General features: G+C 69.8%; 20 protein-coding genes and 1 pseudogene. 12 read left to right on the top strand and 9 right to left on the bottom strand.

Annotated features, from left to right (window positions below):
• Together A5696_RS11935 and A5696_RS11930 are read right to left on the bottom strand one after the other, a co-directional pair.
• The coding region (locus A5696_RS11935; protein ID WP_067878301.1) for a VWA domain-containing protein at positions 1-776 on the bottom strand (776 nt) is incomplete at its 3' end.
• Positions 777-827: 51 nt separating this feature from the next.
• Complete coding sequence (locus tag A5696_RS11930; RefSeq protein WP_067878299.1) at positions 828-1862, bottom strand: cupin; 1035 nt, start codon at positions 1860-1862, stop codon at positions 828-830.
• Positions 1863-2008: 146 nt separating this feature from the next.
• On the opposite strand from A5696_RS11930, the gene A5696_RS11925 reads away from it, so the two are divergent.
• A complete protein-coding gene (locus A5696_RS11925; RefSeq protein WP_067878295.1) occupies positions 2009-2689 on the top strand; it encodes a GntR family transcriptional regulator in 681 nt (226 codons plus the stop codon).
• 7 nt (positions 2690-2696) lie between these two features.
• On the opposite strand, the gene A5696_RS11920 is transcribed toward A5696_RS11925, so the two are convergent.
• Positions 2697-3122 carry a hypothetical protein gene (locus A5696_RS11920; RefSeq protein WP_067878292.1) on the bottom strand — a complete coding sequence of 142 codons (426 nt, stop codon included), beginning with the start codon at positions 3120-3122 and terminating at the stop codon, positions 2697-2699.
• A gap of 90 nt (positions 3123-3212) precedes the next feature.
• Between A5696_RS11920 and A5696_RS11915 the strand changes: the two genes are divergently transcribed.
• The 4 genes from A5696_RS11915 to A5696_RS11900 all read left to right on the top strand — a co-directional run bounded on the left by A5696_RS11915 (position 3213) and on the right by A5696_RS11900 (position 4873).
• Positions 3213-3560 (top strand): hypothetical protein, encoded by a 348-nt coding sequence (locus tag A5696_RS11915; RefSeq protein WP_067878289.1) that lies wholly within the window; start codon positions 3213-3215, stop codon positions 3558-3560.
• 42 nt (positions 3561-3602) lie between these two features.
• Positions 3603-3959 (top strand): hypothetical protein, encoded by a 357-nt coding sequence (locus A5696_RS11910; RefSeq protein WP_067878286.1) that lies wholly within the window; start codon positions 3603-3605, stop codon positions 3957-3959.
• Positions 3960-4053: 94 nt separating this feature from the next.
• Positions 4054-4449: a DUF4189 domain-containing protein gene (locus A5696_RS11905; protein WP_067878283.1), complete on the top strand. Its 396-nt coding sequence runs from the start codon at positions 4054-4056 to the stop codon at positions 4447-4449.
• Positions 4450-4588: 139 nt separating this feature from the next.
• Complete coding sequence (locus A5696_RS11900; protein ID WP_067878280.1) at positions 4589-4873, top strand: GlsB/YeaQ/YmgE family stress response membrane protein; 285 nt, start codon at positions 4589-4591, stop codon at positions 4871-4873.
• 30 nt (positions 4874-4903) lie between these two features.
• Here the strand turns inward: A5696_RS11900 and A5696_RS11895 are convergent, their stop codons facing one another.
• The 3 genes from A5696_RS11895 to A5696_RS11885 are packed head-to-tail and all read right to left on the bottom strand — an operon-like array spanning position 4904 to position 7667.
• Entirely contained in the window at positions 4904-5989 is a 1086-nt protein-coding gene (locus A5696_RS11895) for an adenosine deaminase (protein WP_067878277.1), read from the bottom strand.
• The gene (locus A5696_RS11890; RefSeq protein WP_067878274.1) at positions 5986-7272 is read right to left on the bottom strand and encodes a thymidine phosphorylase; all 1287 of its coding nucleotides are present in this window, start codon (positions 7270-7272) and stop codon (positions 5986-5988) included. The genes A5696_RS11895 and A5696_RS11890 overlap by 4 nt, the downstream gene beginning before the upstream one ends.
• Positions 7269-7667 (bottom strand): cytidine deaminase, encoded by a 399-nt coding sequence (locus tag A5696_RS11885; protein ID WP_067878271.1) that lies wholly within the window; start codon positions 7665-7667, stop codon positions 7269-7271. The genes A5696_RS11890 and A5696_RS11885 overlap by 4 nt, the downstream gene beginning before the upstream one ends.
• A 231-nt stretch (positions 7668-7898) precedes the next feature.
• Here A5696_RS11885 and sdhC point away from each other — a divergent pair, with 231 nt between their 5' ends.
• From sdhC to A5696_RS11865, 4 genes are read left to right on the top strand one after another with little or no spacing between them, the layout of a single operon-like run.
• Positions 7899-8237, top strand: a complete 339-nt coding sequence (sdhC, locus tag A5696_RS11880; protein ID WP_067878268.1) for a succinate dehydrogenase, cytochrome b556 subunit — start codon at positions 7899-7901, stop codon at positions 8235-8237.
• Complete coding sequence (locus A5696_RS11875) at positions 8234-8701, top strand: succinate dehydrogenase hydrophobic membrane anchor subunit (protein WP_067878265.1); 468 nt, start codon at positions 8234-8236, stop codon at positions 8699-8701. Before sdhC ends, A5696_RS11875 begins: the two co-directional genes overlap by 4 nt.
• A 10-nt stretch (positions 8702-8711) precedes the next feature.
• Complete coding sequence (gene sdhA, locus A5696_RS11870; RefSeq protein ID WP_067878261.1) at positions 8712-10466, top strand: succinate dehydrogenase flavoprotein subunit; 1755 nt, start codon at positions 8712-8714, stop codon at positions 10464-10466.
• The gene (locus tag A5696_RS11865; protein WP_369803329.1) at positions 10466-11266 is read left to right on the top strand and encodes a succinate dehydrogenase iron-sulfur subunit; all 801 of its coding nucleotides are present in this window, start codon (positions 10466-10468) and stop codon (positions 11264-11266) included. The genes sdhA and A5696_RS11865 overlap by 1 nt, the downstream gene beginning before the upstream one ends.
• An 87-nt stretch (positions 11267-11353) precedes the next feature.
• Here the strand turns inward: A5696_RS11865 and A5696_RS11860 are convergent, their stop codons facing one another.
• Complete coding sequence (locus A5696_RS11860; RefSeq protein WP_067878258.1) at positions 11354-12418, bottom strand: diguanylate cyclase; 1065 nt, start codon at positions 12416-12418, stop codon at positions 11354-11356.
• Positions 12419-12476: 58 nt separating this feature from the next.
• Between A5696_RS11860 and A5696_RS11855 the strand changes: the two are divergent.
• From A5696_RS11855 to A5696_RS11845, 3 genes and pseudogenes are all read left to right on the top strand, one after another.
• Positions 12477-13085 (top strand): annotated as a pseudogene (locus A5696_RS11855) (carboxymuconolactone decarboxylase family protein); the annotation flags it as partial.
• A 45-nt stretch (positions 13086-13130) separates the two neighbouring features.
• The gene (locus A5696_RS11850) at positions 13131-13862 is read left to right on the top strand and encodes an AraC family transcriptional regulator (RefSeq protein ID WP_067878252.1); all 732 of its coding nucleotides are present in this window, start codon (positions 13131-13133) and stop codon (positions 13860-13862) included.
• A 47-nt stretch (positions 13863-13909) separates the two neighbouring features.
• Positions 13910-15001: an alpha/beta hydrolase gene (locus A5696_RS11845; RefSeq protein WP_067878249.1), complete on the top strand. Its 1092-nt coding sequence runs from the start codon at positions 13910-13912 to the stop codon at positions 14999-15001.
• Here A5696_RS11845 and A5696_RS11840 read toward each other — a convergent pair.
• Positions 14945-15859 carry a sigma-70 family RNA polymerase sigma factor gene (locus A5696_RS11840; RefSeq protein WP_067878246.1) on the bottom strand — a complete coding sequence of 305 codons (915 nt, stop codon included), beginning with the start codon at positions 15857-15859 and terminating at the stop codon, positions 14945-14947. The genes A5696_RS11845 and A5696_RS11840 overlap by 57 nt on opposite strands.
• A gap of 61 nt (positions 15860-15920) precedes the next feature.
• On the bottom strand, positions 15921-16547 hold the full coding sequence (locus tag A5696_RS11835; protein WP_067878243.1) for a DUF4190 domain-containing protein: 627 nt from the start codon (positions 16545-16547) through the stop codon (positions 15921-15923).
• Between the last annotated feature and the right edge of the window lie 20 nt (positions 16548-16567).

Below are 16567 nucleotides of genomic sequence, written 5' to 3'. Positions count from 1 at the left end.
GCGACCCGCTGCCCGTCCATCTCGATCTCGCCGCCCTTGGTGCCGAACGTGATCGTCGAAATGGGCACACCCTGGTCTTTGGCGGCCCGGGCGGCGGTGAACGCGCCCTGCGGGGCGTTGGGGTCCAGCGGCACGTTCTCGGCGCCGTCGGACTCCAGCACGATGCGGGCGGGCGGGGGGCCCTCCCCGCCCCCCATCACCGAGCCGACGGTGGCGATGGCCTGCAACGCGGTCAGGATGCCTTCTCCTGTCGCGGTTTTCGGCATCGGTTTGAGGCTGTCGATCGCCGTCTTGACGGCCTCGCGGTTCGTGGTCGGGGCGACCATCAGCGACGCGTTGGCCGCGAACTGCACCAATCCCAGGTTGATCGCCGGCGTCAGCTCGTCGGCGAACTTCTTGCCGGCCTCCTGGGCGGCGGCCAGTCGGTTCGGGGGCACGTCGGTGGACGCCATCGATTCCGAGACGTCGATCACCAACATGACGACCGCGCGGTTGAGCGGGATGCGGATGTCGGACGTCGGCCCGGCCATGGCGGTGGTCAGCAGCACCAGCGACGCGGCCAGCAGGATCGTCGGCACGTGCCGCCAGCGGCCGGAGCGCAGGGGCGCCACGCGCTCCAGCACCTCCATGTTGGCGAACCGCAACACCCGCCGGCGGCGCGCGTACTGCAGCGCGACATAGGCGCCGATCAGCAGCAGCACCGCCAGCAACAACAGGAAAAACCAGGCGTTCTGGAAGCCGGTCAGCGATACCGGGCCCAGCAGCGGCAGCTTCATGTCCAGCCACACTATTCGCCAAATGTCGACGCTGCATGGAGCCCGGCCGGGTCAGCCCGCCACCAGGTCCCGGCGCTGGGTGAACTTGATGTCCAGGCTGCGCAGGTGCGTCTGCAGCCCGGCGTCCTGGATGGGGATCAGGTGGGCCGGGGTGTCCGTCTCGTTGTAGTGCGCGTGCCACATGCCCGGCGGGGTGGTGAAGGCGCCGCCGGCCTGCCAGTCCACCCGGATCGGGTCGACGATGTCGCCGCGCTCGTCGAGGCGGCTGCCCAGCAGGGTGTAGCAGCCGCTGGGCGGCGCGTCGAGGATCAGGTCCAGGGCGACCGACTGATGCCGGTGTGGGCGCTGTTCCTGCCGGGGCGGCAGCACCCCGAACATCGCCCACAGCACGTGGGTGATGGTCATCGTCTGTTCCTGGTTGGCGTTGGCCAGCAGCACGCTGACCCGGCTCTTTTCGTTGGCGCCGGGACGGGCGGCGATCTCTTCCAGCTTGGCCACCGCGTCGGCGCGGCAGAACTTGGTCGCCCGGAACCGCGGCCGGGTGGCCTCGGCGCCGAGGTAGCGCAGCAGCGGCTCGTCGTGGACCCAGTACATGGCCGTCTCGTCGTCGCCGTAGAACACCGAATGCGTGCCGGCGGGCAGGGTCAGAAAGTCACCCTTTTCCCACTTGACCAGCCGGCCGTTGATGGCCGCGAAGCCCCGCCCGTACAGCACGTAATACAGCTGCGAGGTGGCGTTGGGGCTGGCGTCGACCTGCTCACCGGGGCGGATGCGGATGAAGTTGGCCAGCAGCGCGGGGCTGGTCGCCGGGCCGGTGTCGATGCCCAACTCCTTGGACAGGTCCAGCGGGAAAACTCCGGTCGGCCGATCGACGTAGATCTCCGGATCGAAGCGGGTAATCGGAACCTGCGGCGCGTGTCCGGATCCGATCGGGTTGGCGGCCTTCGAGTACTCGAAGTAGCAGGCGTCGTCGGCCCAGTCCTCGAACCGGCCCTCGAAGCCGTACTCGGCGACGTTGGTCATCGGCGCCGGGATCGTCGGGTCGAGGTTGGGGACCTGCGCTTGATTCGTGCCCAAGAGGGACATGGCGGATTGCTTTCTATTGGGGTACGTCTTACATTTCTAATGTATCTATCTAGTATCTCAGTCGTCAACCGGTGTCGCACAGGTTTTCGCCTGATGTACCGTCAGGGACGCATCTGAGATGCGACTGAGCCGCGAGGAAGGCTGCAGTGGCGACGATCAACCCGCGGGCGGGCACGGCGAAGGACCGCGCGCTGGACTACGTCAAGGCGCAGGTGCTCACCGGCCGGTTTCCCGGCGGGGAGCTCATCAGCGAGGGCGAGGTCGCCGCGGCGCTGGGAATGTCGCGGACCCCGGTTCGCGAGGCGTTCCTGCGGCTCGAGGCCGAGGGGCTGCTGCGGCTGTACCCGCAGCGCGGCGCGCTCGTCGTCCCCGTCTCACCCGACGAGGCCCGGGCGGTCATCGAGGCGCGCCTGCTGCTGGAACCGTTCGCCGCGGCCAAGGTGGTCGGGCGCGGCCCCACCGCCTGCGCCGCGGTGTACGAACGGCTGGCCGGCGAGCTGAAGCGGCAGCGCGACGCCGCCGCCGCCAACGACTGGCGGGAATTCCTGGATGCCGACCGCGCCTTTCACACCGTCACCCTGGAAGAGTCCGGCAACGCCATCCTGTCCGGCTTCTACTCGTCGCTGCGGGACCGCCAGATGCGGATGATCGGTGAATCGGCGCTGGGCGACCCCGATCGGATGGCGACGATCATGGACGAGCACCGCGGCATCGCCGAGGCCCTGCGCGACGGCGATCTGCCGCGCGCCCAGCGGGCCGTGCGGGCGCACCTCGCCAGCACCGGCCGGGCCATCGGCATCGCCGTCGATCCGCCGCTCGACCCTTGACGGCCGACTACCGGCCCTTGCCCGTGCCGTATTTGCGCCGCACCGACCACCACAGGACCCCGCCCGCCACGATCGCGACCGAGGACCCGGACAACAGCAAGACGGCCGGAACCCGACTCGGGTGGCCCGCATAGGCCTGGCCGCGCCAGATGTAAACGTCGACCCGCGATCCGACCGGATGGGTTCCGGGAATATCCCCGTAGATCCGGCGGATCCTCGACGTTCCGCCGGCGCCCCAGGTGCCGTAACAGGTCGTGTCGTTGTCGCAGTGCGCGATCGTCGCGGCCACAGTCGGCGTGCGCAGCACGGCTATGTAGTTGAAACACCCGACGGCGAAGTAGTAGGCGCCTCCGGCCACACACACGATCGCGAGCGCCCGAACGAACTTCGCCCCGAGCCGCGGTCGCTGCTTCTCGGGGTCGTCCTTGTCCATCGCTGAATCTTCCCACTCCCAGTTCGACGCAAGAATTCCGCAAGCGGGCGGCATTACGGTTCGGCCTGCCAAGAGGGAAAGGAAGTCGTTATGAACGCCATCCGCGCCCTGGGGAAGGTTGTTGCCCCGGCGCTGTTGTCGGGCGGGATCGCGGTGGCCGGTTTCGGCCTGGCCGCGGGCAGCGCCCAGGCCCAGCCCGGCCCCGCCCCGATCAACCACTTCACGTGGTGCCCCGGCCACCCGGATCCGAACGACCACATTTCGCCGGGCGGGCCGATCGCCGCGATGCAGCGGGAGGGTTGGGATCTCAATGTCTGCCACGACTATTGGTATCCGGCGGCGGGCTTCCCGGATAGTCCGCAGCACAACGACATTGTCGAAGGAGACCACGTGCCGCGCGGGCCCGCCTGCGCCCCCCTCTGCGCTCCCTGGCCGTGATGGCGTCGATCACCGCCCGCCTCTACCCAAGAAGGAAGCGCCATGGACACCACCCGCACCCTGAGGAAAATGCTGGCGAGGGCGCTGCTGTCGGGCGGCGTCGCGGCGGCGGGCGTGGGGCTTGCCGCGGGCACCGCCGCAGGCGCGCCCGGCTGGGCCCAGCACCCCGGTGACCCGTTGCCGGCGGACAATTTCACGGTTCCGCACGACTGGTGCCCTGGACAGCCCCTGCCGATGCCGGATGTCCGCTGGGACATGAACGTCTGCCATCACTGGTACTGGGTCCCCGTCGGCGGCATGGGTAACGTCGGGCAATTCGTCTGGGAGGGCGATGCCCCACGGCAACCGCTGGGTCCGCCCCCGTGCTACGGCGCCCCCATCTGCCTGCCCGGGTTGTAGGTCTCATGGCCCTCAGAGCCGGTTCATAGCCGGCTCTGGGTCAAGGCTGCGACGGTGAAAGGCGTCCATGGGGGGCCCAGCCGAGGTCGTGACCATGAGAACCGTTGCGCTGCCAGCGATTATCGCCATTCTCGCCGCCGCGGGGTCCGCGGCCCCGCCGGCGGCCCGGGCCGATATCGACTTCTACTGCCGGCCGGGATGCTGGGGCGCGGTCGCGGCATCCACCTCGACCGGAGAAGAAGCGATCCGGCTGAACTATCGGACCCGAAACCAGGCGGAGGACGCCGCCGTGCTGTGGTGCAACGTCATGGGCAAGACGAACGACTGCCAGGTGCTCACGTCCGGGCTCGGTTGCCTGTCGATCGCGTCGAGCGCCGACGGGAAAACCTTTGCGGGAAGGGTTGCACCGTTCCAGGGCGCGGCAGACGCCGCGGCGCTGGAGGGCGCGGGACCAGGTTCGACCGTCGACCTCAACGGCTGCAACGACTGACTTCGCCGCGACGCGCCGGCCATGCCGGCTGGTGCGCCAGAGCCGGTTCGGGGGCACAAGGGGTTACAAGCCCGCCGGTTAGGGAACCCCTGTCGAAGGTGGCGCCCGCCCCGGGCGCCCCGAAGACAGGAGCTGCAAAATGATCGGATCAATCATCCTCGCGATCATCGTGGGCGCCATCATCGGTGTGGTGGCGCGCTTGGTGATGCCTGGTAAGCAGAGCATCGGCATGATCATGACGGTCGTGCTCGGCGCCGTGGGCGGCCTGATCGGGTCGGCCGTGGCCGCCCAGTTCGGATACCACAACGCCAACGGCGGAATCGCCTGGATCCCGTTCTTCATCGGGGTCGCCGCCGCCGTGGTGCTCATCGCCATCTACGAGGCGGTGACTGGTCGTCGCAGCCGCACCGGGCTGCCCCGGTAGGTCCGCCGGACGAGGGCCGGCGATCGTCGACTAACCGATCAACACCGCATACCGCGGCTTGATCACCTCGTCGATGATCGCCAGCCGCTCGTCGAACGGGATGAAGGCGGACTTCATCGCGTTGATCGTGAACCGCTCGAGGTCACTCCACCCGTAGCCGAAAGCGTCTACCAGGCGCGACATTTCGAGGCTCATGGTGGTGTCGCTCATCAGCCTGTTGTCCGTGTTCACGGTGACCCGGAAGCGGGTGCGGGCCAGCAGATCGAACGGGTGCTCGGCGATGCTCTTGACCGCGCCGGTCTGCACGTTCGAGCTGGGGCACAGCTCGAGCGGAATTCTCTTGTCCCGCAGGATGGATGCCTGCGGACCCAGCCGGACCCGCCCGCCTTCGAGGACGTCGATGTCGTCGACGATGCGTACCCCGTGGCCCAGCCGGTCGGCGCCGCAGAACGCGATCGCCTCGTGGATCGAGGGCAGCCCGAACGCCTCACCGGCGTGGATGGTGAAGCGCGCGTTGTGGTCTCGCATGTACTCGAAGGCGTCGAGGTGGCGCGTCGGCGGGTTGCCGGCCTCCGCGCCCGCGATGTCGAATCCCACGACGCCCTTGTCCCGGAACCGGATTGCCAGTTCGGCGATTTCGCGGGACACCGCGGCGTGCCGCATGGCGGTGACCAGGCACCGCACCTTGATCGGGCGGCCCGCGGCGGCGGACGCCTTCTCGCCGGCGGCGAAACCCTCCAGGACGGCGTCGACGATCTCGTCGAAGGACAGCCCACGGTCGATGTGCAGCTCCGGCGCGAAGCGCACCTCGGCGTAGACGACGGCGTCGGCGGCCAGGTCCTCGACGCACTCGTAGGCGACGCGGTACAGCGCATCGGGCGTCTGCATCACCGCCACGGTGTGCGAGAACGGCTCCAGGTAGCGCTCCAGTGAGCCGCTGTGCGACCGGGTGCGGAACCACTTGGCGAGCTCGTCGACGTCGGTGGCGGGCAGGCCGTCATAGCCGGTCTGGCCGGCGATGTCGATCACGGTGGACGGCCGCAAGCCGCCGTCGAGGTGATCGTGCAGCAGCGCCTTGGGCGCCTTGGTGATCTGCGCGAGATCCAGTGTGCTCACGGGGCGATCCGATCGATGATCAGCGGCCTGGCGGCCGGTGGCGCGTCGCCGACGCCGAAGCCGCCGTCCAGCTCGGCCAGCGCGGCGCCGAAACGCTCGGGGGTGTCGGTGTAGAGGGTGAAGAGCGGCTCGCCGGCCGCGACGGGCTGCCCGGGGCGGCGGTGGATCCGGATGCCCGCGCCCGGCTGCACCGGTTCACCCGGGCGGGATCTCCCCGCGCCGAGCCGCCAAGCCGCCTGCCCCACTGCCATCGCGTCGATATCGCCCATTGTGCCGCCCCGGGAAGCCGTCACGGTCTCGGAACACGAAGCGACCGGCAACGGGACCGACAGGTCGCCGCCCTGGGCCGCGACGAGCCGGCGAAACCGGTCCATCGCGGTGCCGTCGCGCAGGGTCTGGGCGGGATCGCGGTCGTCGATCCCGGCGAGCCCGAGCATCTCGGCGGCCAGCCGCACCGTCAGCTCCACCACGTCGGGCGGCCCGCCGCCGGCCAGCACCTCCAGCGACTCGGCGACCTCGAGCGCGTTGCCCACCGTCGCGCCCAGCGGGCGGTTCATGTCGGTCAGCAGCGCGCGGGTGGGCACGCCGTGCGCCGCGCCGAGGCGCACCATGGTCTGCGCGAGCTCGCGGCTGGCCGCCTCCGAGGCCATCAGCGCCCCCGACCCGACCTTCACGTCGAGCACCAGCGCGCCGGCCCCCTCGGCCAGCTTCTTGCTCATCACCGAGCTGGCGATCAGCGGCAGCGACTCGACCGTGCCGGTGATGTCGCGCAGCGCGTACAGCTTGGCGTCGGCCGGCGCCAGCTCGCCGGCGGCGAAGATGGCGGCCCCGACGTCACGCAGCTGGTCACGCACCCGCCGGCCCGACAGCGCGGCGGAGAACCCGGCGATGGCCTCCAGCTTGTCCAGGGTGCCGCCGGTGTGCCCCAGCCCGCGGCCGGACGCCTGGGGCACGGCGGCGCCGCGCGCGGCGACGACGGGCACCAACGGCAGGGTGATCTTGTCCCCGACTCCCCCGGTCGAGTGCTTGTCCACCGTCGGCAGGTACAGGTCGGTGAAGTCCAGGCGCTCGCCGGACGCCAGCATCGCCGCCGTCCACCGGGCGATCTCGCCGCGGTCCATGCCGCGGAAGAAGATCGCCATCAACAGCGCCGACATCTGCTCGTCGGCGACCCGGCCGTGGGTGTACGCGTCGACGACCCAGTCGATGGCCGCATCGGACAACCGACCGCCGTCGCGCTTGGTCCGGATCACCGTCGGCGCGTCGAATTCGAAGCCGGTCAAGGGCGTTCCCGGGGCAGGTCGGCGGTGAACGCGTCGGGCAGCAGCTCGCCCAGGCGGCGGGGCCCCGCGGGATGGTCGATCAACAGGCCGGGGCCGCCGTGCTCCAGCAGCACCTGACGGCACCGCCCGCACGGCGTCAGCGGGGCGCCCCGGGCGTCGACGCACGCCAGCGCGACCAGCCGGCCGCCGCCGGTCGAATGCAGGGCGCACACCACCCCGCACTCGGCACAGAGACCAAGGCCATATGAGACGTTCTCCACATTGCAGCCGGTGACCACGCGGCCGTCGTCGACCAGCGCGGCGGCGCCCACCGGAAACCGCGAGTACGGCGCGTAGGCCCCCGCCGCCACCTGTGTTGCCTTGTCCCGCAGCGCATTCCAGTCGATATCGGGCATATCCACCTCGCTCGAACCCCGCTCGTCATGGCCGGCTCGACGCCGTCACCCTCACTCTGACACGACCGTTCGCCCGGCGGACTGTTCGGCGCAGGCCTCCCGCCGGCGGGGTTAGGCTGAACTGCCCGGCTTGACAGTCGTATCAACGTTAAAGGCGGTGAGGACTTGGTAAGCACTGCCCCCGCGCGCAAGCGGCGACCGCCCCGGACCCTGTATCGCGGCGACCCCGGCATGTGGTCATGGGTGCTGCACCGCATCAGCGGCGCGACGGTCTTCTTCTTCCTGTTCGTCCACGTCCTGGACGCCGCGATGCTGCGGGTCAGCCCGCAGACCTACAACGCGGTGATCCACGACTACCAGACCCCCGTCGTCGGGCTGATGGAGTACGGCCTCGTCGCCGCCGTGCTGTTCCACGGCCTGAACGGCATCCGGGTCATCCTGATCGACTTCTGGTCGCAGGGCCCCCGCCACCAGCGGCTGATGTTCTGGATCGTCGGCGTCGTGTTCCTGTTGCTGATGGTTCCGGCGGGCGTGGTGACCGTCATCCACATCATGGGGCACTTCCGATGAGCAGCCCCGACCTGCAGCTCGGGCGGGGCCAGGTCGCGCCGGTCAGGCAGCGCTTCTACGACCGCCCGGCCAGCCTGGACAATCCGCGCTCCCCCCGCCGGCGCGCCGGCATCCCCAACTTCGAGAAGTTCGCGTGGCTGTTCATGCGGTTCTCCGGGATCGCGCTGGTGTTCCTGGCGGTCGGGCACCTGTTCATCATGCTGATGTGGGACGACGGCGTGTACCGCATCGACTTCAACTACGTCGCGCAGCGCTGGCATTCGCCGTTCTGGCAGATCTGGGACATGGCGCTGCTGTGGCTGGCCGAGCTGCACGGCGGCAACGGGCTGCGGACCATCATCGACGACTACAGCCGCAAGAACTCCACCCGGTTCTGGCTCAACAGCCTGCTGCTGCTGTCGATCGGGTTCACGTTGGTGCTGGGCACATACGTGCTGGTGACCTTCGACCCGAACATTTCCTGAGGGAGGCGCGTTGATCCAGCAACACCGATACGACGTGGTGATCGTCGGCGCGGGCGGCGCCGGGATGCGTGCCGCCGTCGAGGCCGGGCCGCGGGTGCGGACCGCGGTGCTGACCAAGCTCTATCCCACCCGCAGCCACACCGGTGCCGCCCAGGGCGGCATGTGCGCGGCGCTGGCCAACGTCGAGGACGACAACTGGGAGTGGCACACGTTCGACACGGTCAAGGGCGGCGACTACCTGGCCGACCAGGACGCCGTGGAAATCATGTGCAAGGAAGCCATCGACGCGGTGCTCGACCTGGAGAAGATGGGGATGCCGTTCAACCGCACCCCCGAGGGCCGCATCGACCAGCGCCGCTTCGGCGGCCACACCCGCGACCACGGCAAGGCCCCGGTGCGCCGGGCCTGTTACGCCGCCGACCGCACCGGCCACATGATCCTGCAGACCCTGTACCAGAACTGCGTCAAGCACGACGTGCAGTTCTTCAACGAGTTCTACGCCCTGGACCTGGTTTTGACGCAGACGCCGAGCGGGCCGGTGGCCACCGGCGTGGTCGCCTACGAGCTGGCCACGGGTGAGATCCACGTCTTCCACACCAAGGCGGTGGTGATCGCGACCGGCGGGTCGGGCCGCATGTACAAGACCACGTCCAACGCCCACACACTGACCGGCGACGGCATCGGCATCGTGTTCCGCAAGGGACTTCCGTTGGAGGACATGGAGTTTCACCAGTTCCACCCGACGGGCCTGGCCGGCCTGGGCATCCTGATCTCGGAGGCCGTGCGCGGCGAGGGCGGCCGGCTGCTCAACGGCGACGGCGAGCGCTTCATGGAGCGCTACGCCCCGACGATCGTCGACCTGGCGCCGCGCGACATCGTCGCCCGCTCGATGGTCCTGGAGGTCCTCGAGGGCCGCGGCGCCGGTCCGCACAAGGACTACGTCTACATCGACGTCCGCCACCTGGGCGAGGACGTGCTGGAGGCCAAGCTGCCCGACATCACCGAGTTCGCCCGCACCTACCTGGGCGTGGACCCGGTGCACGAACTGGTCCCCGTCTACCCGACGTGTCACTACGTGATGGGCGGCATCCCCACCACCGTCACCGGACAGGTGTTGCGGGACAACACTTCTATTGTGCCGGGCCTGTACGCCGCGGGCGAGTGCGCGTGCGTGTCGGTGCACGGCGCCAACCGGCTGGGCACCAATTCGCTGCTGGACATCAACGTGTTCGGGCGCCGGGCCGGCATCGCGGCGGCGGCCTACGCGCGGGGCCATGACTTCGTCGACATGCCGCCGGAGCCGGAGGCGATGGTCGTCGGATGGGTGGCCGACATCCTCTCCGAGCACGGCAACGAGCGCGTCGCCGACATCCGCGGCGCGCTGCAGCAGTCGATGGACAACAACGCCGCGGTCTTCCGCACCGAGGAGACGCTGAAGCAGGCCCTGACGGACATCCACGCGCTGAAGGAGCGCTATTCGCGAATCACCGTGCACGACAAGGGAAAGCGGTTCAACAGCGACCTGTTGGAGGCCATCGAGCTCGGCTTCCTGCTGGAGCTGGCCGAGGTCACCGTGGTCGGGGCGCTGAACCGCAAGGAATCCCGCGGCGGGCATGCCCGCGAGGACTACCCGAACCGCGACGACGTCAACTACATGCGCCACACGATGGCCTACAAGCAGGGCAGCGCTCTGCTGAGCGACATCGCGCTGGACTTCAAGCCGGTGGTGCAGACCCGCTACGAACCGAAGGAACGGAAGTACTGATGGCCTTCGACATGGAGCCGACCGTCGAGCCGCGGGTGGAACCCCCGTTGCCGCCGATCCCCGAGGGCGCGGTGCTGGTGACGGTGAAGATCGCCCGGTTCAACCCCGACCAGCCCGAGGCGTTCGCGAAAACCGGTGGCTGGCAGAGCTTTCGGGTGCCGTGCCTGCCCAGCGACCGGATGCTCAACCTGCTGATCTACATCAAGAGCTACCTCGACGGGACGCTGACGTTCCGGCGGTCCTGCGCCCACGGGGTGTGCGGGTCGGACGCCATGCGCATCAACGGCGTCAACCGGCTGGCCTGCAAGGTGCTGATGCGGGACCTGCTGCCCAAAAAACCCGGCAAACAGCTCACCATCACGGTCGAGCCCATCCGCGGGCTGCCGGTGGAGAAGGACCTCGTGGTCGACATGGAGCCGTTCTTCGACGCCTACCGGGCGGTGAAGCCGTATTTGATCACCACCGGCAACCCCCCGACGCGGGAACGCATCCAGAGCCCGACCGACCGCGCCCGCTACGACGACACCACCAAGTGCATCCTGTGCGCGGCCTGCACCACCAGCTGCCCGGTCTTCTGGCACGAGGGCAGCTACTACGGGCCGGCGGCGATCGTCAACGCGCACCGCTTCATCTTCGACAGCCGCGACGAGGCCGCCGCCGAGCGACTCGACATCCTCAACGAGGTGGACGGCGTGTGGCGCTGCCGGACCACGTTCAACTGCACCGAGGCCTGCCCGCGCGGCATCGAGGTCACCAAGGCGATCCAGGAGGTCAAGCGCGCGATCATGTTCTCGCGCTGACCCGCCGGCGAGCAGACGCAAAAGGCCCCACCACACCGGCGTGTCGGGGGCTTTTGCGTCTGCTCGGCACGGGTGACAGACGCGCGCTCAGCAGAGTTCGTGATGGTAGCTTTGGTTTCCGCCCAGCCGCTTGGCCTGGTACATCGCGGCATCGGAGGCGCTGATCAGCTGCTCCAGCAGCGCCTGCGGTTCGGGTGCGGCGTCGTCGAGACGGGCGCAGGCGGTGCCGATGCTGGCGGTGACCCCCGCGGCCGAGTCCGCGATGGCCCGGCACATCCGCGCGGCCAGCGACTCGGCGTTGCAACCCGACGACGTGCCGGCCAGCAGGAATTCCTCACCGCCGCTTCGCGACACCACCGCCTGATTGTCGGCGGCCGCCAGCAGCGCCTGGGCGACCTGGACCAGCGCGTGGTCCCCCGCCGCGTGGCCACACCGGTCGTTGAGGGCTTTGAAGTGGTCGAGATCGATCAGCATCACCACGAGGTGGGAGTCGATGCCCCGCCGGGCCAGGATCATGCCCAGCGCCTCGTGCCGAAATGCGCGCCGGTTGAGCAGTCCCGTCAACGGGTCGCGGTCGGCGCGCAGCAGATCTCCCGACAGGGCACGCACCAGGATGCGGATGGCCAGCGGCAGCGCGATGTTGACCTCGATCACGAGCCACAGGTCCACGCCGGCGAGGCTGGGGTGTCCGGATCTCGCCAGGGACAGCGCCTCCCAGGAGGCGACGGCGGCGGCGACCGCGAAGTTGTACAGCACCCATCCCGTCGTGTGAAAGAACGCCATGTAGGCGCCGAAGGTCGCGAAAGCGACGCACCCGATCAGCGCGGCCAGCGGGTTCGGGTGCGCCAGGCACGCCAGCGCGACGGCGGTGTTGCACGTGACGGCGTACGCGAGCGACTGCCTGCGCGTCGGCCAGCGCCAGACCCACAACAACATCCCCGCCACCCCGCCGGCGACGGCGGCCCAGGTCATAGCCACCGGCACCGTCCCGCGGGGCCCGTCCGAGCCGGCCAGCAGCGCGAGAAGGCACAACACCAGCGACGCCGAGATGGACGCCAGGACGGCCCGAGTGGCGCCGCTGATGCCCCGCGACGCGAGATAACCGGACAGCCAGTCGTACTGATCGGCCCGTCGGCTAAACAGCGCGGTCATCGTCAACTCGCAATCGCCACCACAGGTCGAGAGACTAGCCGCATACCGCAGGTATGTGTCACACTTTCGCACCCCGTCCCGTCTGACGGGTATGACACAGAAGACCCGCATCGAGCCCCTGTCCCCCAAGCGCGTCGGGCCGCTGACCCGCGCCATGTATTCCGTCGCCAAGCGGCGCTACGGCCAGGTTCCCGAACCGTTCGCCGTGTCCGCGCATCACCGCAGACTGATGATCGCCGGCGCCGTGCACGAAACCATGGTCGACCGGGCCTCCAGGGCGCTCCCCGTCAGCGTGCGCGAGCTGGCGGTCTACTGGACAGCGCGCGCGGTCGGCTGTTCGTGGTGCGTCGACTTCGGGTCCATGCTGCAGCGCCTGGACGGCCTGGACATGGAGCGGCTCAAGGACATCGAAAACTACGCAACGTCAGCGCTTTTCAGCGACGACGAGCGCGCCGCCATCGCCTACGCCGACGCGATGACCACCGACCCGCACACCGTCACCGACGAGCAGGTCGCCGACCTGAAGGCCCGCTTCGGCGACGCCGGCGTGTTCGAGCTGACCTACCAGATCGGGCTGGAGAACATGCGGGCGCGGGTGAACTCCGCGCTGGGCATCACCGAGCAGGGCTTCAATTCCGGTGACGCGTGCCGCGTCCCGTGGGTCTAGGCGGCGATGCTCGGCGAGGCCCCGGCGCGGCGCTAAAGTGGCGGCATGCGCGTCTGGGACCTGGGCCCGGGTCGGCTCGTGGTGGCCGGCGCATTCTCGGACCTCGCGCTGCACCATCACCCCGCGGTCCAGGTCACGCTCGGCGCGCAGGGTCCGTTGACCGTCACGCGGGCCGGCGGTCGCCGCGACGTGTGCCGGCTCGTCGTGGTGGGCAGCGGCGTCCGGCATGCCGTGCGCTCGGACGTCGACTCCGGGGCGGTGACGCTGTACTTCGGGATGCAGACGGCGCAGGGCGTGGCGCTGAACGCCTTGGCGCGCGACGGCGTCCGGGTCGTCGCGGACGGGCAACCGCTGGCGGAGGCGACGGCGGCGCTGCTCCGATGCGACGGCCCGCACGCCGCGGCGGGTTTCCTGGTCGACCGGCTGTGCGGGCGGCGGGACGCGCCGCGGTCCGTGCACCCGCAACTGCGGCGCGCGATCGAAGTCGTGACGAGCCGGGTTCCGGGCCACGTCGACGTGGCCTCGGTCGCGGATGACGTTGCGCTGTCACCGGATTACCTCGGGCGGCTGTGCCGCCGGCAGACCGGGGTGTCGTTGTCGGCCACCATCCGCTGGGCCCGGCTGGTGGCGGCGATCGGCCACGTCGTCGACGGGTGCACCGTCACCGACGCCGCCCACCTGGCCGGGTTCGCCGACGGCGCGCACGCCACCAGGGTGTGCCGGGAGATGACCGGGTCCGCCCCGCGCGACCTGGCCCGAGCGGCCCGCGAATCCTGACGGATCCGTACAAGCGTTCCCGGGCCTGGTCGGCCCACGCTTGCGATATGACATCACCAGATATCCGGGCGGCGGTGGTCCGCGGTGCGTTCGGGTTGCCCACCCCGATCCGCCGGCTAGTGGCGGGTCCGCCGGTGCGGATCGACGGGCAGCAACTGGACCTCGACGCGCAGCTGTTCATCCGCCTCAAAAACCGTTCGGGCTCAGACGTTTTCACCGATCCGGTGGACGAGGCCCGGGCGCGCTATGACCAGCTCCCGCGAATCGTCGGCTACGAATCGCCGGTCCCCATCGCGACGCTGGAGATCGTCGTCCCCGACGAACACGGCGACCTCCCTGCCACCCTGTACACCCCGGCCGGCCTGTCCGCGCCGTCGGGGCTGCTGGTGTATTTCCACGGCGGCGGTTTCTGCGTCGGCTCGCGAATCAGCCACGACCCCGTCGCCCGTTACCTCGCGAGCCACGCCGGCGCGCGCGTGCTGTCGGTCGAGTACCGCCGCGCCCCCGAGCACCCGTTCCCCGCCGCCGCCGAGGACGCGATCGCGGCGTTCGACTACGCGCACCGCCACGCCGCCGAGCTGGGCGCGGATCCCGACCGCGTCGCGGTCGGGGGTGACAGCGCCGGCGGGAACCTGGCGGCCGTGACGGCACAACAGGCGGTGCGCCGGGGCGGCGCGGTTCCGGCGTTTCAGCTGCTGATGTATCCCCCGACGGACCTCGCGGCGCGGCGCGGATCGCACGACCTGTTCAACGGGGCGTCGACGTTCACCGACCGGAATCTGCGCTGGGCGATGGCCAATTACCTACCGGACGGGACCGACCCGGACGATCCGCGGGTGTCACCGCTGCGCGGCGACGTCACCGGGCTGCCGCCGGCCTATGTCGCCGTCGCCGGCTTCGATCCCCTCCGCGACGACGGCATCGCCTACGCGGACAAGCTGCGCGCCGGCGGGATCCCGGTGGCGCTGAGCCGCCAATCCGACCTGCCGCACGCCTACCTCAACTTCGTCGGCCTGGGCGGCCGGTTCGCGGAGGCCGCAGCCGAGGCCGCCGGCGCGTTGCGGCTCGGCCTCGCGCTGGCCTCAGCGACGGCCCAAGGGGGAACCGGTGAACTTGTCGGGGTTGGCGACATCCCATAGGGCGCAGACCTTTCCGTCGCGCACCGTCAGCGCGAGGATCCGCGGCCGCATCTCCCAGTGGCCGTCGTCGCCGGGGCTGCCCGCCGTGTAGGCGCCCAGTTCGCCGTTGACCAGCGCCAGCTGGTTGGCCGCGAAGAACGCCGGACCGTAGCGGCGGCCCAGGCCGAACATGAACCGGGCCACCTTGTCCGCCCCGTGAATCACGTGGACCGCGGTGGGCGCCTTGCCGTTTGCATCGCCGGTGAAGACCACGTCGGGATGCAGCAGCGCCACCACGGCCTCCAGGTCGCCGGCGGCCATGGCGGCCATCAGCCGGCCGACGACCTCGTCGTGCGACGGATCGGGTTCGGGCGGCGGCTGGGCGCTGACCGCCTTGCGGGCCCGCGACGCCAGCTGCCGCGCGGCGGCCTCGCTGGTGCCCAGCACCTCGGCCACGTCGGCGAACGGCACGGCGAAGCCGTCGTGCAGCACGAACGCGACCCGCTGGTCGGGCGACAGGCGCTCCAGCACCACCATCGCCGCGAACCGGGCGTTCTCGCTGGCCACCACGGCCGACAGCGGGTCGGCCTGGTCGAACCCGGTGACCACCGGCTCGGGCAGCCAGTTGCCGGTGTAGGTCTCGCGGCGATGCGCGGCCGAGCGCAACCGGTCCAGGCCCAGCCTGCTCACCACGGTGGTCAGCCACGCCCGCAGGTCCGAGATGGCCGTTCCATTTTTGGAGGCCTGCCCGTGCCAGCGCAGCCAGGCCTCCTGAACGATGTCCTCGGCGTCTGCCACGGTGCCGGTCAGCCGGTAGGCGACGGACATGAGATGCGGTCGCAGGGCCTCGAACTCGCTGACCTGCTTCGCTGCGGTCATAAGGTCGAGCGTAGCGGCGCGCCCGCAGCTACCGGGCTTCGCAGCGGAACCGCTGCCGAGTTCACTTCCTGATCGACCCCACCCGATCGGGAGTGAAATGCGCAGCGCACGCTGTCGTGTGATTGTTCATGTACTTCCAATCCGTGCCCGGGCCCCACGTGACCACCTGCACCCCGGGGTCGCGGCTCGCCGACGGCGAATACTTCCGCAACTCGGCGCGGCAGCGGTCCTTCAGGGTCTGAGAGTCGTCGGCGTTGGGAAAGTGGGACAGGCTGAGGATCGCGAAGACCTCGTCGGAATGCGGTTGACCGCAGTCGACACGGCTATTGATGTCCGGATTGAAGCACTCACCGACCCTCACCAGTGGCGACGAGTCGACCGTTCCGGTTACCAAGAGTCCGTTGGTCATCCGGAAAAGGGCAATGCCCCCCACCAGCAGCCATACCGCTGAGATCACCAGCCCGGCAATCGCCAGCCCGCGACCCGACTGTCGGCCCCCACGGGTTTTGACGAGTGCGACGATCCCGAAGACCGCGCCGAGCGGCACACAGGCCAGCAGGCCGAGCGCGAACGCCGCGATCGCCCAGCCGCTGGTTGTGCGCCGCGGCGGATACCCGGGCGCCCCCGGGTAGGGGTACGGCGGTGGATATGAGCCCTGCCCAGGATCCGGTGACTGCGGCAGCGTCATGGCGAGGGAGATCCCACTCG

The organism is Mycobacterium sp. E2699 (assembly GCF_001666745.1).
Classification (GTDB): domain Bacteria; phylum Actinomycetota; class Actinomycetes; order Mycobacteriales; family Mycobacteriaceae; genus Mycobacterium.
This window is presented reverse-complemented; position numbering and strand designations above follow the sequence as displayed.